Annotated in this window: 16 protein-coding genes; 5 read left to right on the top strand and 11 right to left on the bottom strand. The window is 62.4% G+C overall.

The annotated features are described in order from the left end of the window. Positions 1 to 17: 17 nt before the first annotated feature. Positions 18 to 839 (top strand): bifunctional allantoicase/(S)-ureidoglycine aminohydrolase, encoded by an 822-nt coding sequence (locus DCO57_RS01025; protein ID WP_116696993.1) that lies wholly within the window; start codon positions 18 to 20, stop codon positions 837 to 839. Positions 840 to 843: 4 nt separating this feature from the next. Further along, complete coding sequence (locus tag DCO57_RS01020) at positions 844 to 1,341, top strand: ureidoglycolate lyase (protein WP_116696992.1); 498 nt, start codon at positions 844 to 846, stop codon at positions 1,339 to 1,341. A 144-nt stretch (positions 1,342 to 1,485) separates the two neighbouring features. On the opposite strand, the gene DCO57_RS01015 is transcribed toward DCO57_RS01020, so the two are convergent. The 4 genes from DCO57_RS01015 to DCO57_RS00995 all read right to left on the bottom strand — a co-directional run bounded on the left by DCO57_RS01015 (position 1,486) and on the right by DCO57_RS00995 (position 8,270). Beyond that, entirely contained in the window at positions 1,486 to 4,593 is a 3,108-nt protein-coding gene (locus DCO57_RS01015) for an efflux RND transporter permease subunit (protein ID WP_116696991.1), read from the bottom strand. Between the two features lie 30 nt (positions 4,594 to 4,623). Beyond that, positions 4,624 to 5,718 carry an efflux RND transporter periplasmic adaptor subunit gene (locus DCO57_RS01010; protein ID WP_116696990.1) on the bottom strand — a complete coding sequence of 365 codons (1,095 nt, stop codon included), beginning with the start codon at positions 5,716 to 5,718 and terminating at the stop codon, positions 4,624 to 4,626. Between the two features lie 12 nt (positions 5,719 to 5,730). Beyond that, positions 5,731 to 6,294, bottom strand: coding sequence for a TetR/AcrR family transcriptional regulator (locus DCO57_RS01005; protein ID WP_116696989.1), 564 nt, complete (start codon positions 6,292 to 6,294; stop codon positions 5,731 to 5,733). A 332-nt stretch (positions 6,295 to 6,626) separates the two neighbouring features. Then, the gene (locus tag DCO57_RS00995) at positions 6,627 to 8,270 is read right to left on the bottom strand and encodes an EAL domain-containing protein (protein ID WP_208977718.1); all 1,644 of its coding nucleotides are present in this window, start codon (positions 8,268 to 8,270) and stop codon (positions 6,627 to 6,629) included. A 334-nt stretch (positions 8,271 to 8,604) separates the two neighbouring features. Here DCO57_RS00995 and DCO57_RS00990 point away from each other — a divergent pair, with 334 nt between their 5' ends. Next, complete coding sequence (locus DCO57_RS00990; RefSeq protein WP_116696987.1) at positions 8,605 to 9,504, top strand: sugar kinase; 900 nt, start codon at positions 8,605 to 8,607, stop codon at positions 9,502 to 9,504. A 227-nt stretch (positions 9,505 to 9,731) separates the two neighbouring features. Continuing rightward, complete coding sequence (locus DCO57_RS00985; protein ID WP_208977717.1) at positions 9,732 to 10,904, top strand: hypothetical protein; 1,173 nt, start codon at positions 9,732 to 9,734, stop codon at positions 10,902 to 10,904. Positions 10,905 to 10,984: 80 nt separating this feature from the next. On the opposite strand, the gene DCO57_RS00980 is transcribed toward DCO57_RS00985, so the two are convergent. The 3 genes from DCO57_RS00980 to DCO57_RS00970 form a co-directional block, all read right to left on the bottom strand. Beyond that, entirely contained in the window at positions 10,985 to 12,772 is a 1,788-nt protein-coding gene (locus tag DCO57_RS00980; protein ID WP_116696986.1) for an ABC transporter ATP-binding protein, read from the bottom strand. Positions 12,773 to 12,902: 130 nt separating this feature from the next. Beyond that, on the bottom strand, positions 12,903 to 14,684 hold the full coding sequence (gene aspS, locus DCO57_RS00975) for an aspartate--tRNA ligase (protein WP_116696985.1): 1,782 nt from the start codon (positions 14,682 to 14,684) through the stop codon (positions 12,903 to 12,905). A gap of 167 nt (positions 14,685 to 14,851) precedes the next feature. Beyond that, positions 14,852 to 15,478, bottom strand: a complete 627-nt coding sequence (locus DCO57_RS00970; RefSeq protein ID WP_116696984.1) for a ParA family protein — start codon at positions 15,476 to 15,478, stop codon at positions 14,852 to 14,854. A 153-nt stretch (positions 15,479 to 15,631) separates the two neighbouring features. Between DCO57_RS00970 and rnd the strand changes: the two genes are divergently transcribed. Next, positions 15,632 to 16,810, top strand: a complete 1,179-nt coding sequence (rnd, locus tag DCO57_RS00965) for a ribonuclease D (protein ID WP_208977716.1) — start codon at positions 15,632 to 15,634, stop codon at positions 16,808 to 16,810. A gap of 12 nt (positions 16,811 to 16,822) precedes the next feature. On the opposite strand, the gene DCO57_RS00960 is transcribed toward rnd, so the two are convergent. From DCO57_RS00960 to DCO57_RS00945, 4 genes are all read right to left on the bottom strand, one after another. Continuing rightward, a complete protein-coding gene (locus DCO57_RS00960; protein ID WP_116696982.1) occupies positions 16,823 to 18,343 on the bottom strand; it encodes a Ppx/GppA phosphatase family protein in 1,521 nt (506 codons plus the stop codon). A gap of 1 nt (position 18,344) precedes the next feature. Beyond that, on the bottom strand, positions 18,345 to 20,579 hold the full coding sequence (locus DCO57_RS00955) for an RNA degradosome polyphosphate kinase (protein WP_205756048.1): 2,235 nt from the start codon (positions 20,577 to 20,579) through the stop codon (positions 18,345 to 18,347). Positions 20,580 to 20,867: 288 nt separating this feature from the next. Beyond that, positions 20,868 to 21,548 (bottom strand): DnaA/Hda family protein, encoded by a 681-nt coding sequence (locus DCO57_RS00950; protein WP_116696981.1) that lies wholly within the window; start codon positions 21,546 to 21,548, stop codon positions 20,868 to 20,870. 11 nt (positions 21,549 to 21,559) lie between these two features. Then, a complete protein-coding gene (locus DCO57_RS00945) occupies positions 21,560 to 22,657 on the bottom strand; it encodes an AI-2E family transporter (RefSeq protein WP_116696980.1) in 1,098 nt (365 codons plus the stop codon). Positions 22,658 to 22,734: the final 77 nt, after the last annotated feature.

Genomic DNA, 22,734 nt, shown 5'->3' with positions numbered 1-22,734 from the left:
GCCATCAGGATCGCTCCATGACTTCCAGACCCTACTACGCTCCAAGCGGCGGACATCCGCCGCAAACCCAGCTTCTGACCGACCGTGCGGTCTTCACCGAAGCCTATGCGGTGATTCCCAGGGGCACGATGGGCGACATCGTCACCAGCCTTCTGCCCTTCTGGGAAAAGACCCGGCTCTGGGTTCTGTCGCGGCCGTTGTCCGGTTTCGCGGAGACCTTCTCGCAATACATCATGGAAGTGCAGCCGGGCGGCGGCAGCCGGACCCCGGAGACGGACGCGCGCGCCGAGGGTGTGCTGTTCGTGGTCGAAGGCAGCATGAGCCTTGTCGTCGAAGGCAATCTGCACCTGATGGAGGAAGGCGGCTATGCCTATCTGCCCGCCGGTTGCCGCTGGACCCTGACGAACGAAAGCGACGGACCGGTGCGGTTCCACTGGATCCGCAAGGCCTATGAGGCCGTCGACGGGCTGGACAGGCCGGAAGCCTTCGTGTGCAACGAAAAGGACATCGCGCCCAACTCGATGCCGGGAACGGAGGGCAAATGGGCAACGACCCGTTTCGTGGAGCCGGACGATCTGCGCCATGACATGCATGTCAACATCGTCACGCTGGAACCGGGGGCCGTCATTCCCTTTGCCGAGACCCATGTGATGGAGCACGGCTTGTATGTGCTGGAGGGCAAGGCCGTCTATCACCTGAACCGGGACTGGGTGGAAGTGGAGGCCGGCGACTACATGTGGCTGCGTGCCTTCTGCCCGCAGGCCTGTTACGCGGGCGGGCCCGGCAAGTTCCGTTATCTGCTCTACAAGGACGTCAACCGTCACATGAAGCTGCCGTGATCCCATGACGCGCAGGATTGCAACCGAGCCACTGACCCGCGCGGCCTTCGCCCCCTTCGGCGAGGTGATCGACGCCAGCGGCACGCCGTCCATGATCATCAACGAGGGCAAATGCGGCCGCTACCACGATCAGGCGGTGCTCGACATGCGCGGCGAGAATGCCCGCGCGGGCATCAGCGTGTTCCTGTCGGAAAAACGCACCCTGCCCTACCGTCTGGAGCTGGTTGAGCGGCATCCGCTGGGCAGCCAGGCCTTTCTGCCGATGACCCAGGCCCCCTTCCTGGTGATCGTGTGCCCCGACGACAACGGCACGCCGGGCCGGCCCAGGGCCTTCGTCACCGAGCCGGGCCAGGGCATCAACCTGCGCCGCAACACCTGGCACGGCGTTCTGACTCCCCTGAGCGATCCGGGTCTCTTTTCCGTGGTCGACCGGATCGGCGACGGAAACAATCTGGAGGAATTCCGCTTCAACGAGTCCTATGAAGTGGTGCCAGGGCATTGAGGAATTGAATCCGGTTTTCCGGTCAATCCGTTGTTTCCAAACATAAAGTTACTTCCCACAGGAAGCACCGTCTCTGCCTGCTTGCGCCCGCCGATCCCCTGAGGGAGAGACGGAAGGACAGGGACGCCCCTGCCCTTGCCGTCGTCATTCGGCCGGTGCGGGCACGGCTGCCGGCGTGGCGGTTTCCGCCGGTGTGCGCGTCTTCTTCGGCGGGCGGACCCGGAAGAACAGGGCGTAGAGCACCGGTGCGGCGATCAGGGTCAGGATGGTAGCGAAAGCCAGGCCGCCCATGATGGTGACCGCCATGCCGCGGAAGAAGGCGTCGGACAGAAGCGGCGCCATACCGAGGATGGTGGTGATCGCCGCCAGCATCACGGGCCGCATACGCGACACGCAGGCATCGACGATCGCATCGTATTTCTCCCTGCCCTCGCGGATCAGCAGATCGATCTCCTCGAGAAGCACGATGGCGTTCTTGATCAGCATGCCGGACAGGGACAGGAACCCGAGCAGCGACATGAAGCCGAAGGCGGTGTCCGTTCCCAGCAGGGCGAGCGCCACGCCGTTGATGCACATGGGCACCATCAGCCAGATGATCAGCGGCTGGCGGACGGAGCCGAACAGCATGATCGAGATGATCAGCATGACCAGGAAGCCGAGCGGAAGCTGGGCGCCGAGCGAGGCCTGCGCATCGTTGGTGCTCTCGTATTCCCCGCCCCATTCCAGGGCATATCCGGGCGGAAGCTCCATGGCCTCGATCTGCGGGCGGACTCGTGCGAGCGCGGAAGCCGCGGTTTCCCCCGCCGTGGTCTCGGCCTTCACCGACAGGGTGCGCACCCGGTCGCGCCGGTGGATCAGCGTGTCCTGCGGTTCCATCACGAATTCGCTGACGACCTCGTCGACGGGGATGTACCGGCGCTGGCTGTTGCTCCACACCAGGGAGTCGGAGACGCTCTCGTTCACGGAGATGCCGTCGGTGTCCGCCTTGCGGGCAATGATCGGGATGCTCTCGTCCACGTCCCGGTAGGACCCGACCTGAACGCCTTCCGTGGCGAATTTCAGGGCCAGGGACAGTTCTTCGCGGGTCACGCCGGAGATACGGGCCCGGTTTTCATCGAAGATCGGCCGCACCACGAGTTCCCGCTGACGCCAGTCGGTGTTGACGTCGGCCAGGGCATTGTCGGGCTGCGAGAAGATCGCCTGGGCCTCGTCGCCGAGGCGCTTGAGCACATTCGCGTCCGGGCCGGAGAAGCGGGCCTCGATCTTGGCGCCGCTGCCGGGACCGAAAACCAGGCGTTTGGTGATGATCTGGGCCGCCGGGAAGCGTTCGGCGAAGGTCCGCCGCAGGTCCAGCGCCAGCGTGTCGATGTCATCGCGGCTCGTGGTGCGGATGATCATGTGTCCGTAGGCCGGGTTCGCATCCTCCGGCGCATAGGTCAGCATGAAGCGCGTTGCCCCGCCGCCGGCGAAGGACGTCACGTTCTCGACGCGCTCGTCGGCCAGGACGATCTTTTCCATTTCCTTGAGATCTGCCTCGGTGACACGGATATCCGTGCCCTGCGGCGCCCAGTAGTGGACATAGAAGATCGGCGTGTTGCTGTCCGGGAAGAACGCCTGCTTCACATTGCCGAACGCCATGACGCAGGCAACGGTGATGCCGATCAGCACCAGGACCGTCAGCAGGCGCGCATGCAGCGCGCCGACGAGAAAGCTCCGGTAAAGGGCATAGAGAAAGCCCTTGTAGGGATCGTGATCGTCCAGATTTCCCGTGGCGGTGCGGAAGAAATACTTGCCGAACAGCGGCGTGACGGTGATCGCGAAGACCCAGGACAGCAGCAGCGAGATCCCGATCACCGCGAAGAGGGAGAACAGGAACTCCCCGGTTGCGTCGGGCGACAGGCCGATACCGGAAAAGGCCATGATGCCGATGACCGTGGCGCCCAGAAGCGGCCACATGGTCTGCGCCACCACCTTGCTGGCGGCGTCGATGGCCTTCTGGCCGCGCTGCATGTTGATCATCATGCCTTCGGCCACCACGATGGCATTGTCCACCAGCATGCCCATGGCGATGATCAGCGCGCCGAGGGAGATGCGCTCCATCTCGATCTCGAAGATCCGCATGAAGAGAACCGTCGCCATGACGGTAAGCAGCAGCACCGTGCCCACCACCATGGCGGCACGCCAGCCCATGAACAGGGCCAGCACCGCGATCACGATCACCACCGAGGCGGCGAGATTCAGGATGAAGCCGTTGACACTGTCGTTGACGACCACATTCTGCTCGTAGATCGGATGGATCTGCATGCCGACGGGAAGCTGTTCCTCGATCGCGGCAAGCTTCTGCACGACCCGGTCGCCCACCTCGACGATATTGGTTCCATCCACCTGGGAGACACCGATCGTCACCGCCTCATGGCCGTCGTGCCGGATCAGCCGGCTCGGGCGCTCCGGTTCGCCCAGTTCCAGCGTGGCAATGTCGGACAGGCGGATCATGGCGGTGGAACCGGGCCGGCCGATGACCAGGTCCTGAATGCTGCGGAAATCGTCGAAGGCGGATGCGGTCATCAGCCGGATGCGCTTCTGTCCGGAAACCGCGGACCCGTTGGTCTGAATACGGTTTTCCGCATCCAGAACGCCGATCAGGTCGCTGTTGGAAATGCCGAGGCCGGACATCTTGTCATGATCGACGTTCAGATAGATGACATCTTCCGGTTCGCCGGCGATCTCCACCTTGCCGACACCCTGCACCGTGAGCAGCTCCCGGCGGATCCGCTTCACCGTCTCCCGGATTTCCCGGTTGGTGTAGCCCTCCGCCGTGAAGGCGTAGAAGAGACCGTAGACATCGCCGAAGTCGTCATAGACCAGCGGCGTGCCCACGCCCGTGGGCAGATTGCGCACCTCGTCGGACACCTTGCGCCGCAATTCGTCCCAGACCTGGGGCAATTCGGTGCCGTCATAGGTCGGCTTGATCTCCACGCTGATCCGCGACAGTCCCGGTTCGGAGACGGAGGTGATCAGGTCGAGCTGCGGCATCTGCTGGATCGCGGTCTCAAGGTTCTCGGTGACCTCGTTTTCCACTTCGGCAGCCGTTGCGCCGGGATAGCTGGTGATGACCTGCGCCTGCTTGATGGTGAAGGCCGGGTCTTCGAGGCGGCCCACCGTGGTGAGCCCCCACAGGCCGCCCAGAAGCGCCATGATGACGATCATCCACGTGTTGACCGGCTTCTGGATGGAGTAACGTGCAATATCCAATTTTCTGATCCTTTTCCTGTCCGTACGGGATCAGTGCAGACGGCGCACGACCTGGCCGTCGCTGAGATAGGCAACGCCCGCCGAAACGATTTCGTCGCCCTTTTTCAGGCCGGAACTGACCGGGATGTAGTCCCCCATCACCGTTCCGATTTCGACCGGCTGCTTGGAGACAACCCCGGTCGCTTCGTCGAGTTTCCAGACAAAGGCATTGCCGTCCCCGTCAACCGCGACGGCATCGGAGGGCACCAGCAATTGTTCGCCGAGTTTCAGCCCCTTGGGAGAGAATCTGACGAAGACGGATGCGGTCATGCCGGGAGACAGTTGCTCGGCGCCGGCCTTGGGCATCGCCAGCGTGACCCGGTAGGTCTGGGTGACCTCGTCCACCTGGCTGGAATGCTCCCGATAGGTCAGCGGAAACCGCTTGTCGCCGAAGGCGGCGAAAGTCGCCTCGATGGAGGCCACATCCTGTTCCGTCACACGGGCGAAGAGGGCTTCGGCGACGTTGATGTCCACATGCACTTCGGAAACGTCATGAATCTGGACCACCGGCGTTCCGACGCTGACCGTCGTGAAATTGTCGACCAGCCTCACGGAGACGATCCCGTCGAAGGGCGCGCGCAATTCGGTGTAGTCAAGATTCTGCTTGGCTTCCTTCAGCTCCTCCACCGCAAGGTCGTAGATGTTCTTCTGCTCGTCATAGGCCGACTGGGAAATGATCGAGCGCTTGTGCAGGGTTTCCAGCCTGTCGAGTTCCCGCTTGGCCTGCTCCGAGCGAAAGGTGGCTTCGCGGACGGCGCGGTCGAAATCGGTGGTATCCAGCTTGGCGATCAGCTCGCCTTCCTTGACGCGCTGACTTTCCAGAACCGGAAGCTGGACGATCTTTCCGGGCACCTGGAAGGACAGGTCGACCGTCTGGACGGCGGCCACCCGGCCGGCAAAGCGGCGCTCCAGCAACCCGACCTGATCGGTCACGGTGAAGATTTTCGCCGGCCGCGGCGCGGCATGCAGTTCCGCCTCGGCCTTTGCGACGGGGTCGAGAACATCATCCTGACAGGCGGACAGGAATCCGGCGGCGAACAGAAGCGCGGCCAGGCGGCCAAAGGAAACTTTGCGAATGGCGGTCATCGGTGATCGATCCTAGTTCTTGTTTTCCTGCAGGCGCTTGCGAAGTTCCTTGAAAACTTCCAGACGCTCTTCGTCGGAGAAAATCGCAACACAATGGGCTTCGGAGAAATGCAATCCCTCCAGGCTGGCCCAGATGGCGCAGGCCTTGCCGGTTTCGGCTGTTTCGGCGGCGATCGCTTCCTTCAGCCGCATCTTGGCTTCCAGAAAGGGTTTGCTGAGTTCGGGGCGGTCGGCCGTCGTTGCCCGCATGGCCTGCGCCACATCCCTGTGCTCGCTCAGCCAGCCTTCCGTGACATCAATCATGGCGCTGAGTGTCGGAGAGACCGACGTCCGGTGCCTGGCCCGCGCCGCGACGATCTCCGCCTCGAACTGACCGGCAAGATACTCGACCATCCCGGTGATCAGGGCATCCTTGGTCGGAAAATTGTACAGGACGCCGCCCTTGGAAAACCCGCTTTCCTCGGCAACCGCATCGATCGTGAAACTCGGTGCGCCGGACCTCTTGATGACCTCCAGGGCCGCCTTCAGGATTCCGGACTTGGAATCCTGTGATTTCCGGGCGTTTCGAACTGTCATTTATTTACCGTCCAGTCAGTACAGATTTGAACGCATATAAACCGTCCGGCCGGTACAGACAAGGGAAGTTATTCCGCATTGCAGCAAAAATTTTATGCACGCCCGCCGGGCGCAGGCCGATCAGGTCGGGATCGGGGAGACGGGGCGTTTTCGCTTCCCGTCCGGGGGGAAGCTTCGCGGCACAGCCGCGCTTCGCAGCGGCTTCCGGCGGCCCTCAGAACCGGACCCGCCGCATTCGGGCAGCGCCCGCGCAAGTCGCACGACCGGATCCCGCCTTCGGAAAATGCAGCAGGTAGCGCTTGAAGAATACCCGGACGGCCCGCCCGCGATGATCAGGCCGCAGCCCCCTTGACGTCGGCCTCGGAGGCCGCCCTCTCGGCCGCTGCGGCTTCTGCCGCCATGCGGTCGCGCTCGCGTGCCTCGAGTTCGGTGCGTTCGGCAAATTCGATGAATTCGCCTGCCGGCATGGGCTGCGCGAAGAAATATCCCTGCGCCGCTGTCACGCCGAGTTCCAGGAGCCGTTCGATCTGCTCTTCCATCTCGACACCTTCGGCAATGATGCCCATGCCCAGATTGTCGGCCAGCTCGACCATGGAATCGACAATCGTGGTGGAGCTGTCGTCCGAGCTGATCGTATCGATGAACATCTTGTCGATCTTGATGATGTCGACACCGAGCTTCTGCAGATAGGCCATGCCGCCGTGGCCGGTTCCCACGTCGTCGAGCGCGACACGCACACCGAGCGCCTGGAGTTCGGCAATGATCTTGCGGGCCAGCTCCATGTCCTCCAGCGGATGGCGTTCCGTCACCTCGACGACGATCTGCTGATAGGAGATTCTGGATTTTTCGAATATCGCCTTGATATCCGACACGATCTCCCGATCCCGGAAGTGGCCGGCGAAGAGGTTTATCGACAGCTTCAGATCGGGATTGTCGCCGTAAAGCTCGCCGACTTCCTCCACCGCCACGCGCATCATGTGCCGGGTCATTTCGAAGATATGGTCGTTGTTTTCCGCATAGGCCATGAACTGGCCCGGTGAGACGATCACGCCGTTCTGGCGCCGCCAGCGCATCAGGACCTCACAGCCGCGCAGACGATGGCTCTCGATGTCCATGACCGGCTGATAAAAGGGTATGAACTCGCCGTTGCGGATCGCCGCCGCGAACTCGTCATTCGCCTCGCTCTCGGGCCGCCAGGAGAACCAGACGCCGATGGCGACGAACAGCAGGGCAATGCCGGCGCAGGCGGCGGCGGCCAGCACCTTGAGATCCTGCACGGCCTGTCTGGCGGATGAAGCGGGCGCGGTCACCGTTGCAACGAGCGGGTAAAGCTCGGAAGCCGTTTCCACGGACAGCATCGCTTCGGGATCGGAGTCAACGGAATTATAGCCGCCGACGCTGTACCAGAGCAGGTTGTTTCCCAGGCGCAGTTCGGTCCGTCTGTAGGATCGCAGGTATTCCGGTCCCGGATCCATTGCAATCACCGCAGGCGTGACTTCCGCGAACAGCCGGGTCTGGTTCTTGAGGTCCCAGCTGATCACCGCCGCATGGGCGCCGAGGAAGCTGCGCTCGAGCATGCCGATACCGACAAGCGGGCCATCCGCGCGAATAGGCGGCAGGATGATCTTTCCGGCCAGATCCCGGTCCGGAATGATGCACATGCGCTGCCCGGAAGCGTCGGCAAGGCCGATGGCATCGATCATGCCATGCTCGACAATCTGCTTTTCGAAGATGACCCGGTCTTCGGCGCTGCAGGTCTGGACATCGTCCCGGTCGAGCCTCTGCAGCAGCGAGACAGTGGTGCTGATGGCCTCTTCCGCCCGGTGGACGGAGACATTGCCCATGGCCTCCATCTCGGTGATGGCGCGCCGCTCCGCGTATTGGTTCAGGATTATATTGATTGCAAACAGGGGCGTGGTCGCCAGCAGAAGGGCAACCATGACCGTCTTTGCGAACCCGATATAGCGGAAGGACAAAACGCATGCCTGTTTGTGAATAACTCCTTTCGACAATCGCCGATCTGGGTAAACAAGGACTGAATATGCGGGCGTTTCATCCAGATCAAAGCCGCCTGCCCGGCAATCCGGCTAGGTTGCGGCAACAGTTCGCCGACTGGCGGCGGGACCGGAAAACCGGCCTGTCCGGAATGTGCGCAGGAAAGACAGGCAGGCGTATTCGCCGAGTGCTCCTGACACCGGATTTGCCAGTGGCTAGACTGTCGCGACGACACCGCAGCGGGTGTCGTGAAACCAACAGACGAGCATCCTGTCCGCGTCCGGAAGAACGCGAACTCGACCCAGGGAGACCTCCATGCAGGCATTGTTTATCGGCCAGGCCTATATCGACGTAACCTTTCTGACCGATCGCCTCCCGACCGGCGATGAAAAGACGATCGCCAAGGACTATGCCATCAGCTTCGGCGGCAACGCGGTGACTGCGGCGTTCTGCTGCGCCAAGCTCGGCGGCAAGCCGGATCTCCTGTGTTCCCAGGCAGATGACTGGCTGGCACGCATGTTCCTCGACATGGCGGCGGCCTACGGCATCTCCGTTCACGGCCGCAAGGTCCGGCAATCCTCCCTCTCTTTCATCATGCCGCAGGGGGGCAAGCGGGCGATCGTGCGCTGCCGCGACAATGACTTTCTCCACCCCTTTCCGCCCCTGACCATTGCCGGCATGAAAGCGCTTCATCTCGACGGACACATGCCGGATGCGGCGCTGTACTACGCGGAAACCTGCCGGAACCAGGGCACACTGACGTCGCTCGACGGCGGGGCGGTCCGGGAGAATACCGACGAGTTGCTCAACCATATCGACATCGCGGTGGTCTCGGAACGCTTCTGCGAGCAGCTCGGCAAAACGACCGGCGAAACGCTGAGCTACCTGCGCGCGAAGAACTGCCCGGTGGGCGCCGTGACCCTCGGCGAACACGGCATGGTCTGGTATGAAGCCGGCGGCCCGGACAAGGTCCTGCCTGCCCTTGCCGTGCCGCCCGAAAAGGTCGTGGACTCCAACGGTGCGGGCGACGTGTTTCACGGGGCCTATATCGCCTCCTACCTGCACTGGCCGGAACACAGCTGGGACAGGCATTTCAGATTCGCCCGCGGCGCCTCCGCCCACGCCATCCAGCATCTGGGCAACGAAGCCAGCCTGCCGAGCATGGAAGATGTGGAACGAGCCAACGCCACCTTTCCGGAAAAGGCCGACGGGTAGGCGGCAAAGGGGACCGGTTCGAAAGCCCCCGCCTTCCCGGTGCAGCCGCTTTCGGACGGTGTGCGATCCGCCGCGGGCCATGTCCATCGGCTCCGAGGCAGGCACGCAGGACCGTCCCGGGCAAGCTCCCGCTTTCATCTTGCTCCGCATTGGAACTTGGGCCATACCGTCATAGTTTATGCGGGCGTGACCTGAAACGGCGCTTCCCGTCGATTGCTGGAGATTTCATGATGTTTTTTCACTCCCCCCGGCTTGCCGCCGGTCTTGCCATCAGCCTTTTCACCCTTCCGGGCCTGCCGGCCCTGGCATTTGATCCGAGCGGCAACGATGTTGCCGACACCTTTCTGACCCTTCTGGACTCGGAAGAAGGAACCGTTGAGAGCTACGGCTCTATCGACACATCCGCGGATACCGTAACGATCCGGGATCTGGTCATCACCAATGACGAGAAGGACGATGCCAAGGTCACCATCGGCACCACGCAGCTGATTGACGGCACCGTACAGGACAACGGGCGCCTCAAGCTCAGCGGCCTCGCCATGGAAAACCTGGAACTTGCTGCCGACGACGGTGGCATGACCCTGAACAGCCTCAAGGCAACCGGCCTGCTGCTGCCATCGGCCGAGGAAGTCAAAGCGGACAAGGCTCCCGTCAATCCGGGCTACAGCACGCTTGAAATCAACGGCGTCCTGATACGAGGCGAAGACGGCCAGATCGCCGATATCGCGAAAATCACCTCGTCGATCGACGGCATGGACGGCGACCTGCCGACGGCAGGCAGTTTTTCTGTCTCCGGAGCCAGGATCGATGTCGACAAGCTTGAAACCAAGGAAACCAAATCGCTCAGCGAGCTGGGCTACAAGACGCTGACAGTCGATCTTTCCGCTTCGGGCAAATGGGATCCCGAGACCGCAACGCTCACCGTTCCGGAGCTGAAGGTCGATGCCCAGGATGCGGCCAGCCTGTCACTGTCGTTTTCCCTTGGCGGCGTGACCCGTGAGGTGATCGAGCAGCTCAATCAGAACTCCGACAAGCCACAGCAGGCCATGGCCACCCTGCAGACAATCACCGTGCAGTCCATCGGCATCCGGCTGGATGACGACTCGCTCACCGGCCGCGTCCTCGACGCAGAGGCGCAGAAAGCGGGTGTCGAGACACCTGTCTATGTGGAACGCCTGACCGGAAGCCTGCCGATGATGCTCGGCATGCTGCAGAATCAGGAATTGCAGGACAAGGTGCAACAGGCGGTCACGCAGTATCTGACCACTCCGGGTTCCCTGGAGATCAACGCCGCACCGGGCGTGCCGGTCCCCATGGCGCAGATCATGGGAACCGCAATGCTCGCCCCGCACATGATCCCGCAGATCCTGTCCGTCACCATAGCGGCAAACGACCGGTAACGTTCCGGCTCGAGCGTTGCACAAGAAAATGCCCGGATGAAAACGATCCGGGCATTTTGCGATTTTCCATGTGAGACCAGTTATTCGGCCGCTTCGACCCGGTTCTGAAACTGCAACTCGCAAAGACGGCGATAGATGCCGTCGTGCTCGAACAGTTCGTCATGGGTTCCGCTTTCAATCACCCGCCCCTGATCCAGTACGTGGATCCTGTGGGCATGGCGCACGGTGCTCAGGCGGTGCGCGATGACCAGCGTCGTCCGGCCGGCCATCAGGGTTTCCAGTGCCGTCTGGATCTTGGCTTCCGATTCCGCGTCCAGTGCGGACGTCGCCTCGTCGAGAAGCAGGATCGGCGCATCGCGCAGCATGGCTCGCGCAATTGCCACGCGCTGACGCTGGCCGCCCGACAGACGTCCTCCCCCCTCGCCGGCTGCCGTGTCATATCCGTTCGGCAGCGCCAGAATGAAGTCATGGGCATTGGCAGCCTGAGCCGCGGCCTCGATTTCGCTCTGACTGGCGCCAGGCTTTCCGACCGCGATGTTGTCGCGGATGCTCATGTTGAAGAGATAGGACTCCTGGCCGACATAGGCGATGTTGCGGCGCAATGATTCCAGAGAGACATCCCTGACCGGCTGACCGTCTATGAGAATTTCGCCCTTCTGAGCATCGTAGAACCGTTCGATCAGCGCGAAAACGGTGGATTTTCCGGCCCCTGAGGCTCCCACCAGCGCGGTTGTCCTGCCACCTTCGGCGACCAGCGAAAGCCCTCGCAGCGCAGCCCCCTCGCCATAGGAGAAATGCACATCCTTGAGGGCAACCTCGCCGTTGGTGACCTGCAGGTCCGGAGCGTCCTCGCGCAGTATCAGATCCGGCGCCTCATCCATCAGCTCATACATGAGCCGCACGCCGACTATCGCCTTGTTCAGGTTGACATTCAGCCGGGCAAGACGCCGTGCCGGATCGTAGGCAAGCAGCAAGGCCGTGATGAAGGCGAAAAACGCTCCCGGATCCTTGTCAAGTTCAACGACCGAGTATCCGCCGTAGAAGATGACAAGCGCGATGGCGAAGCCGCCGAGCGTTTCCATCAGCGGCGAGGTCCGGGCTGTCAGGGACGCGATCTTGTTCGACTGGTGCCGCACCTGGGAAACGGAGGCATCCATGCGCCGCTGCATCGCCGGCTCCATGCCGAACGCCTTGACGATGCGGATACCAAGGACCGTTTCCTGCATGGTCGCGCCGATCTTGGCGTTGGAAACCACCTGGCGCTTGGCGTAGGTCTTGACCCGCCTGACCAGAATGCTGACGCCGATGACCGCCGGCGGCATGATCAACAGGGCCAGAAAGCTCATCAGCGGATCCTGGACGACCATTACGCCCACCAGACCGATGAGCGTCAGCACGTCCCGCCCGAGCGTCAGCACGAGCATCTCGATGACGGAGCGGGCACTGCCGGCGCCGGTGTTCACCCGGATCGACAGTTCCGGCAGGGACATGCGGTCGAAATAGGCCTGGTCCTGCTCGGTCATGCGCCTGAAGAGCCGGTTCTGCAGGTCGGCGACAATGGAATTGCCGACCCGGGACAGAACCACCATCTGGCCGTAGGTTGAAAACCCCTTCAGCGTGAAGATGAGAATCACCGCACCGGCAATCGCGTAGATCATCATCTTGTCGCGATTGATGAAGACCTCGTTGATGACGTCTTTCATGATCCAGGCGCTGGCCGCAGTCGTGGCAGCGACCACCCCCATGAACACGAACGCAAGGATGTAGCGCGGGATATAGGACCGGATATTCTCGCTGAGCAGCCGTTTGACGAGCTGGACGGTTCCGTCCGGATCTTCCCAGACCTGCCATTTCGCAGGGTTAAACACGAGGCACTGCCTTTCCGTAAGTTACCGAACCCGAAATGCGGGAGGCCAGCGGAGCCGGCCTCTAAGCCCTCTGCAAGAGAGGTACTCCCATTTCATGCCTGGCCGCAAGTGGACCCCGGTCAGTCCCCAGTCAGTCTTCCGGCAGGTTCAGACGCAGGTGCAGGTCGCGAAGCTGGGCGGGCGTCACGTCGCCGGGCGCTCCCATCATCAGGTCTTCCGCCTTCTGGTTCATCGGGAAGAGCATGACCTCGCGAATATTGGCCTCGTCCGCCAGCAGCATGACCATACGGTCGATGCCGGCCGCGCAACCGCCGTGCGGCGGAGCGCCGTACTGGAACGCATTGACCATGCCGCCGAACCGCTTGTCGACTTCCTCGGCCGGATAGCCGGCGATCTCGAAGGCCTTGTACATGATTTCCGGCTTGTGGTTCCGGATGGCGCCGGACAGCAGCTCATGACCGTTGCAGGCCAGATCGTACTGATAGCCGAGAACCTCGAGCGGATCCCCTTCCAGCGCTTCCATTCCGCCCTGCGGCATGGAGAACGGGTTGTGCTCGAAGTCGATCTCGCCGGTTTCCTCGTCGCGCTCGTAGATCGGGAAGTCGACGACCCAGGCGAATTCGAAGCGATCCTTGTCGGTGTGGCCGAGTTCCTCGCCGATGATCACCCGGGCCTTGGCCGCCACCGGTTCGAACTGCTTCGGCTTGCCGGCAAGGAAAAAGGCCGCATCGCCGGACTCGAGACCGAGCTGCACACGGATGGCCTCGGTGCGTTCCGGACCGATATTCTTGGCGAGCGGACCGGCGGCTTCCGTGGAACCGTCTTCCGCCTTGCGCCAGAAAATATAGCCCATGCCCGGCAGGCCCTGTTCCTGGGCAAACTTGTTCATCCGGTCGCAGAACTTGCGGCTGCCGCCCTTGGGCGCAGGAATCGCACGGATTTCCGTGCCCGGCTGCTCCAGAAGATTTGCGAAGATGGCAAAACCGGATCCGGCGAAATGCTCGGAGACGATCTGCATCCTGATCGGGTTGCGCAGGTCCGGCTTGTCGGTTCCGTACCAGAGTGCCGAATCCTTGTAGGAAATCTGCGGCCAGTTGCGGTTGACCGGACGGCCCTTGCCGAAGCGCTCGAAACAGCCGGCAATCACCGGTTCGATGGTGTCGAACACGTCCTGCTGGGTAACGAAGGACATTTCCATGTCGAGCTGGTAGAAATCCGTCGGAGAACGGTCGGCACGCGGGTCCTCGTCGCGGAAGCATGGTGCGATCTGGAAATACCGGTCGAAACCGGAAACCATCAGCAGCTGCTTGAACTGCTGCGGCGCCTGCGGAAGCGCGTAGAATTTGCCCGGATGCAGCCGGGAGGGCACCAGAAAGTCACGGGCGCCTTCCGGTGAGGACGCGGTGATGATCGGTGTCTGGAATTCGTTGAAGCCGATGTCCCACATGCGGTCGCGCAGGTCGCGCACCACATTGGACCGCAGGATCATGTTTTCGTGCAGCTTCTCGCGGCGCAGGTCCAGGAAGCGGTATTTCAGGCGGACTTCTTCCGGATACTCCTGATCACCGAAAACCGGCAGCGGCAGTTCCCGGGCAGCCCCGAGCACTTCCAGCTCACGGATGAAGACCTCGATCCCGCCGGTCGGCAGATCCGGATTGACGGTTTCTTCCGACCGCTTCTTCACGTTCCCGTCGATGCGGATACACCATTCCGAGCGCACGGATTCGGCCAGCTTGAAAGCGGCTGAATCCGGATCGACCACACATTGGGTCACGCCGTAATGGTCGCGCAGATCGATGAAGAGCACCCCGCCATGATCTCGGACCCTGTGGACCCAGCCGGAAAGACGGATGGTCTCTCCCTCATCGGACAGACGGAGATCACCGCAAGTGTGGCTACGGTAGGGGTGCATTCTCGTTCCTCGACAGTTCTTGTTTTTCCATGGAAAACCATTACGGCCCGCCAGAGGCAGGCCGTGTCCGGCTGCAAAAGCCATGTTGCGCGGCGAAAGTCAAGGGAGAGGCTTGTGCAGCGCTTGCCGGTCCCCTTGTTTGCATTGCCGACCGGCGGGTGTCGGTTTCAGGCCTCCACGGCCTGCAGCAAGGGATGCCACTGGCCGCGGACCTCGTGGGCACGTGCGTCGGAATAATCGAACACGCCGGAGCCCGCCGCAGCATGGCGGGCGTAGGCCACCCGATCGGAAATCCGGGCGAGCACGGGATAGCCTTTCCTGGCGAGTGTCTTTTCCAGATCACTCACCTGGGTCGAGCGGCGGTTGATCCGGTTGGCGACCACGAAAATATCCGCCTTGCCCTTGCGGACGCGCTTGATGTCGGAAATCCCGTCCAGGAATTTCAGCGTCGCGTCCCAGTCGAAGGCGGAGGCCAGGACCGGCACGACGATGTCGGTGGCTTCGGCAATGAGGTTCCTGGCGAGCTCCGACCGCAGCCCGCCCGGGCCGTCGATCACGATGGCGTCCAGCTTCCTGTCCCTGTCGCCGATCGCCTCTTCCTTGCTCCAGTTGAGGCCCTCGATCCTTGCAAGATTTTCCGGCCGGCGCCTGACCCACGACAGACTGGACTTCTGACGGTCCGCATCCGCCAGCGCAACGTCGTCCCCCCGAACCGCGAAGGCCACCGCAAGATTCGTGGCGATCGTGGTCTTGCCGCATCCGCCCTTCGAATTCACCACCAAAATCCTGCGCATATGCTCTCCCCGTTTCGAATCCGCGTGCCGTCAGCCTGCCAGCTCAACATAGGCGCACATATTGCGCCTTTTCAAGGGTTCCCGGACGGATTTTTTACCATTTCGTGGCGACAAAGCGGCAGAACTCGGGTATAGCTCTCGGTCACCATGCATGTGATTACAAAAACAAAAGACCTCGCCGCTGCCTGTCAGCGCCTTGCAGCCAACGACTATGTGACAGTGGACACGGAATTTCTCCGTGAAACCACTTTCTGGCCCAAGCTGTGCGTGATTCAGATGGCCGGGCCGGATCTGGCCTTCATCGTCGACGCCCTCGCCGAAGGGCTCGATCTGGAACCCTTTTTCGACCTCATGCGCGACGACAGTGTGACAAAGGTGTTTCACGCCGCGCGCCAGGATATCGAAATCGTCTATCATCTGGGCGGGCTGATTCCCGCACCGCTGTTCGACACCCAGGTCGCGGCGATGGTGTGCGGCTTCGGTGATTCCATTTCCTACGATCAACTGGTCTACAAGGTCACCGGTGCCCAGATCGACAAGTCGTCCCGCTTCACCGACTGGGCGCGGCGGCCGCTGACGACCAAGCAGCTCGATTACGCGCTCGCCGATGTCACCCATCTGCGCGATGCCTATCAGTTCCTGAAGGCCAATCTTGCCGAGCAGAACCGCAGCCATTGGGTTCAGGACGAGATGGAGGTCCTGACCTCCGTGGGCACCTACCGCACGGATCCCGAACAGGCCTGGAAACGGTTGAAGCTGCGGGTGCGCAAGCCGATCGAACTGGCCGTGATGATGGAAGTCGCCGCCTGGCGTGAGACGGAAGCGCAGGCGCGCAACGTTCCCAGAAGCCGGGTGATCAAGGACGACGCCATCTATGAACTCGCCGCCCAGCAGCCGCAGGACAGCGAAGCGCTCGGACGGCTGCGAACCATTCCGCGCGGGTTCGAACGCTCCAAATCCGCCGACGACATTCTCAAGGCGGTGAAACGCGCGCTGGATCTGCCCAGGGACAAGCTGCCCAGGCTGCCGAAGGGCCGACAGGCGCCGGACGGATCAGCGGCGGCGGTTGATCTGCTGAAAGTTCTGCTGAAACTTGTGAGCGAAGCCAACGGCGTTGCGGCGAAGGTGATCGCCACGGTCGACGATCTTGAAAAGATCGCCGCAGACGACGATGCCGATGTTGCCGCAATGAGGGGCTGGCGCCGGGAACTCTTCGGGGAAACCGCGCTGAAGCTCAAGCACGGCGAAGTCGCGCTCGCCTTCCGGAACAAGCAGATCGTGGCGCTCGACCAGCCGCCCCAGGAAGACCTGGAAACAGTGGCGGCGGAGTAGGCACCGGTCCGGTCAGCCGGAACGCACCGATACCGCCGTGTCGACCGTCTTGCCGAGCTGATTGACCCGCTTGCGCAGGCGCTCTCCGTCGAGCATGGCGAGATCCGTTCCCAGATTCAGCGTCAGACCGTCTTTCGTCTTCTCGAGACCGACCTTCGGTAAAAGGCCCGCCATTGAGGCGCTCAGCAACGAGGCGACACGCAAGGCAGCGCCCAGCACCTTGGCCCGGATACGCAGCCGGTCGGTGAAAAGATGCAGGACGACAGGCGACAGGGCCCCTTCCCGCAACCCTTCGTGCCGATAGAACACGGCCGCCGAAAGATAGGCGCGGCTGGCGTGATCGAGACCGACGAAGGATGCGTTGGAAATGATGTTGAGGCTCTGCTCCCCCCGGTAGTCCGGATGCGCCCGCCAGCCGATATCCGACAGGAGACAGGCCGCATGCCGCAGCCGGGTCTCGTTGGCGGTTTCCTCGATCTCCAGTTCCCTGAACAGGGCATCGGTCCACGCGATGAGTTCCTCGGCGTGGTCCGGTGAGCGGGACCGCAGGATGCAGAGTTCCCGGGATGCCTCGATGACCGGATCGTGGGCCTGCATCTCCGGCGGCAGTTTTTCGTGCAGCAGCCCCTCGCGAACGCCGGTTGCGGAAAACACGAGGCGCTCGGCCTTCATGGCGGTCAGAACCTGTTCCAGAACCACGGCCCCGACGGGCACCAGCGGGCGACGCTGCTTGGAGACGACGTCCGACTTTTCGACGCCCTCGAGATTGGGCACCGCGATCTTCCGGCAGAACTCGATCGCCTCCTCGGCGTTGATTTCGTAGTTATGCATCACGTGCAAGGGGTAATTATTCTGGATCAGATGGAGACGACCCAGGGAGCGCCACGTGCCGCCCACGGCGTAGAATGTCCGCTCTCCCGGAGCAAGGTCGGGCCAGTCATAGCCCCGGAGCGCCTCTTCGGCGATTTTTCCCGCCTTGGCGAGCTTGCCGTCCGCCTCTTCGGAAAGGCGCAGTCCGCCGAGAGGGAAAGTGGCGCCGACCCCGGGCACGCCCTGCGAGATTTCCACCAGCTCGAGACTGCCGCCGCCCATGTCGCCGACGATGCCGCGCGGTTGCCAGAATCCGGCGATCACCCCGAGAGCCGAATAATAGGCTTCCTCGCTGCCGTCCAGAATGCGGACAGGCGCCTCCAGAAACGTTTCCACCTTGCGGACGAAGGCCGGGCCGTTTTCGGAATCGCGTGCGGCGGCGGTTGCGACGATATGGAGTTCCTTGCAGCCGGTGTGTTCGATCAGTGCCTTGAACCGCGCCAGCTCGCCCAGCGCCAGGTTGACCGAATCCTCCGCCATGCGGCCGGTCGCCGCGACGCCCCGGCCAAGCCCGGCAAGCAGTTTCTCGTTGAAGAGCATGGTGGGCGTGCGGGCAAGGCGCTCGTAGATCACGAGACGCACCGAGTTCGACCCGATGTCCACAACGGCAACCGGACCGGAGCCGTTGAGACGGCCGCGGGCCGGCTTGAACTGGCGTGTCATGCTAACCTCGTTTTTGCCGTTTCAGGAACGGCTTGGGCCGATCGCTCTTCAGGGACTTGCCACGTCCCGACAGGGACGGATTGGTCATGAAATACCGGTGGGCGTTGAAGGGTTCCTCATTCGCTCCGGGCTGAATCCGCTCATGGCTGCCATCGGAAAGGATCCGCCAGCTTTGCTGATTGTCCTTGAGATTGGCGACCATGATCTGGTCCAGCACCTGCTCGTGCACGGTCGGTGTCAGCAGGGGCGCCAGAACCTCGACGCGGCGATCGATGTTGCGCGGCATGAGATCTGCCGAGCCGATATAGACATGGGCCTTCGGGGACGGCAGGCCCTCCCCGTTGCCGAAGCAGTAGATCCGCGAATGTTCCAGGAACCGCCCGACGATGGACTTGACCCGGATGTTTTCCGACAGTCCGTTGATGCCGGGACGCAGGCAGCAGATACCGCGGATGATGAGATCGATCTGCACGCCGGCCTGACTGGCCCGGTAGAGCGCGTCGATGATCTCCGAGTCCACAAGGGAATTCATCTTCATCCAGATCTGCGCCGGTCTGCCGGCCTTCGCGTGGCCGATCTCGGCCTCGGTCAGTTCCAGCATGCGCCGGCGCAGGTTGACCGGCGAAACAACCAGATTGTTGAGTTCGGCCGGCTCCGCATATCCGGTGATGTAGTTGAAGACACGGGCCGCATCTTCCGCGATGCCCGGATCGTCGGTGAAGAAGGACAGGTCCTCGTAGATCCGTGCGGTGATCGGGTGATAGTTGCCGGTCCCGATATGGCAGTAGGTCTTGAGCTGGCCCTGCTCGCGCTTGATGACCATGGAGAGTTTCGAGTGGGTCTTCAGTTCGATGAAACCGAAGACAACCTGCACACCGGCGCGTTCCAGATCGCGCGCCCATTTGATATTGGCCTCCTCGTCGAAACGCGCCTTCAGTTCCACCAGCGCGGTGACCGACTTTCCGGCCTCGGCCGCCTCGGCCAGCGCCTTGACGATGGGGCTGTTGTTTGACGTGCGGTAGAGCGTCTGCTTGATGGCAACGACATCCGGATCGCGCGCGGCCTGGCGCAGATACTGCACGACCACGTCGAAGGACTCATAGGGATGATGGACGATGATGTCCTTCTGGTGGATCGCCGCCAGGCAATCGCCGCCATGTTCGCGAATGCGCTCCGGGAAGCGGGCCGTATAGGGCTCGAATTTCAGGTCCGGCCGTTCCAGATCGACGATCTGCGACAGGTTGTTCAGCGCCAGCAGGCCATTGGCCAGAAAGATCTCGTTCTCGCTCACCTGCAGGGCCCCGGCCACGAAGTCGCGCAGGGCCGGAGGAGTCGTGTCCTGGATTTCCAGGCGGATCACGGAACCGCGGCGGCGCCGTTTCAGTGCGCTTTCGAAAAGCCGCACCAGATCTTCCGCTTCTTCCTCGATTTCAAGGTCGCTGTCACGGATCACCCGGAACGCACCCTTGCCGCGGATCTGGTATCCCGGGAACAGCCGCCCGATGAACAGGCTGACGACCCGTTCGATCGCGATGAACCGGGCGGTGCTGCCGCCACTGACGGGCAACTGGACGAAACGGTCGACCTGGTTGGGAATTCTGAGCAGCGCGATCATGCCGCGTCCGCCGGCCGTGGGCGCCAGCTCGAACACGATCGAAAAACCCAGATTGGGAATGAACGGAAACGGATGCGCCGGATCGATGGCAAGCGGCGTCAGGACCGGAAACACATAGGCAAGAAAATAGTCCTTCAGCCAGGCCAGGTCGTCGTCATCCAGCGTATCGCCCTTGAGGATCTCGATCCCCTTGTCGACGATCTCGTGGCGCAACTCGCCCCAGATCTCCTGCTGCGAGGCCTGCAGCTCGCGAACGGCCTCGCTGATCTTCTGAAGCTGTTCGGACGGGGTCAGACCGTCGTCGGACAGGTTCCTGACCTCGGCCCGGTGCTGGCCGCGCAGACCGGCCACGCGCACCATGAAGAACTCGTCGAGGTTGTTGGCGGAAATCGACAGGAAGCGGATGCGTTCCAGCAGCGGATGGGTCTCGTTCATCGCCTCTTCAAGTACCCGGCGATTGAACTGCAGCCAGGAAAGCTCCCGGTTCATGAAACGGGCCGGAGATGTCGCCAGGCTGGCGCCGGTCTCCCCGTCCCCGCCGGGGTCCCGACCCCGTGCCGGTGTGACCGCCGCAGGGGACGATGAGGGCAGCATATCGGAGAATTCAGACGTTTCGTTCATGGCATCATCCCATCTACCGGTCTGTTGCGCGCGCGCAGGAAATTGCCGCCTGCCCGGTCAAGCGCGCTGTCACTGCGAGGGGAAACCATTGTCCCTGTCCTGCGGACCCGTCCGGATTGCTCCGCCCCGGCGTCGCGAAAGATTTGATACTGAACCACCACATTTCCTGCACTTCCGCTCCCTCAGGGGGAGCAATTCGCCTCAAGCCATTTCATGCGCGTTCAAGCGACCGTGGCCTAGCATGGACTCGTGAGCGGGCAAATGACAGTCCCTTGGCAATCAGGCCGCTCACGCGCCCTTATGCACATTTTCAAGAACGCGGCCGACCAGTGGCTTGCTGATGCCCACACGGCCGGCCAGCGCTTCCCGGTCGATTGCCTCCACCGCACGCATGGCGACCTCAAGCGAGCGTTCCATGCGAACGACCAGATAGTCCACCACGCCGATATCCACGGAAATCTGCCGGTCGGCGAAGAGCTTGACCAGAACCCGGCGCAGCAGATCGTCGTCGGGCTCCTGAATTTCCACGGGCGTGGCCGCGCGCAGACGCGACATGAGATCGGGAAGCGAGATATTCCAGCCTGCCGGCCATGTGCGGCTGGTGATCAGCACGGTCCTGTCCGCCTGCCTTGCCGCGTTCAGCAGATGGAACAGCGCGGTGTTGTCGACACCGCGATGGGCGTCCTCGACCACCGCCGCCGGGGCCGCGACAAGACGTTCGACGGCCCCTTCCCTCAGATCCCTCGCGGCGATGACGGCCGCTCCCGTTTCCTCCTGGAAGGCCCTGACAAGATGGGTCTTGCCGGAGCCCACGGGCCCGGCCAGTACCACCACCGGCGACGGCCAGTGCGGCCAGCGCTCCAGAAGTTCGAATGCCGCGCGGTTCGAGCCACCGACCAGATAGTCCTCGCGGCTGAGCGCGGCTTCATGGGGCAGGTCTAACGGCAACTGGCGCGGTGGTTCCGCCATGGCTCTGATACTTACTCTTCTACACTGTCATCCGGGACCTCGCCCGGCCGTCCGGTTCCCCGGTATACCGGGCTCGCTAGGTACTGCCTAAGAGCAAAGCGCGCAAGCACGCCGATCATGGCGGCGGCCGGAACCGCGATCAACATCCCCACAAATCCAAAGAGATATCCAAAGGCGAAGAGAGCGAACATCAATGTTACCGGGTGCAGGCCCGTGCTCTCACCGACGAGTTTCGGCTGGAGAATATTGCCCTCCAGAAACTGGCCGACCGCAAATACCGCCGCGACGGCGACGATCCATGGCCAATCGGGCCAGAACTGCACCAGCGCCACACCGACGGAAAGCACAAGGCCGAGCCCCGCGCCGACAAAGGGAATGAAGCTGACGAGCCCGGCTCCCATACCGATCAGAAGACCGAAATTGAGCCCGACCGCAGCCAGGGAGACGGCGTAGAATGCCCCGAGGATGAGGCAGACGGACACCTGGCCGCGCACGAAGCCGGCCACGGCCGCATCCATTTCCCGGGCAAGTTCCCGGATTTCGGCAAGATGTTCGCGCGGCAGCCAGCTGTCGATACGCTCGACCATGCGATCCCAGTCCAGCAGCAGATAGAAGGCAACAACCGGCGTAATGACGAACAGGGAAAGGATCGACAGCAGCGCCTGTCCTCCACTCCAAAGGGACTGGGCGAGCTTGCCGACGAAGGATGCTCCCTGACCGATCAGATTGGACATGGTCCCCTGCAGGTCCTCCGCCTCGAGGCCGGCAGCCGCGGCAAGCCCGGACCCGAGACTTTTCGACAGAAGACCCTCGAGCTTTCGGACAAGCTCGGGAAAGTTTTCCAGGAAAGTTGCCAGCTGATTGCCCAGCACCGGCAGCACCAGAACGAAAAACAGCACCAGAACGAAGACGAACGCCAGGAGAATGGTGAGGGTCGCCCACATCCGCCCGATACCGAGCCGCTCCAGCCGGTCGCAGACCGGGTCGAGCAGATAGGCGACCGCCATGCCGGCCACAAAGGGCAGAAGCACGCCGGAAAACACATACAGAAAGGCGCAGAACACCGCCAGGGACAGCAGCCAGAATTGGACCTGACGGCGAAGTGACATGAATGGCTCCTCACGAAACGGATCTTGAAAGTCGTCGCTGACCAGCACATGGGCGCAAAGCCGCCCGCCGGTCAAGC

Origin of the sequence: Labrenzia sp. 011 (genome assembly GCF_003075075.1) — a bacterium.
In the GTDB taxonomy this organism is placed as follows: Bacteria; Pseudomonadota; Alphaproteobacteria; order Rhizobiales; family Stappiaceae; genus Roseibium.
Note: the sequence above shows the minus strand (reverse complement) of the source record. Positions and strands in the feature narration are given on the sequence as shown.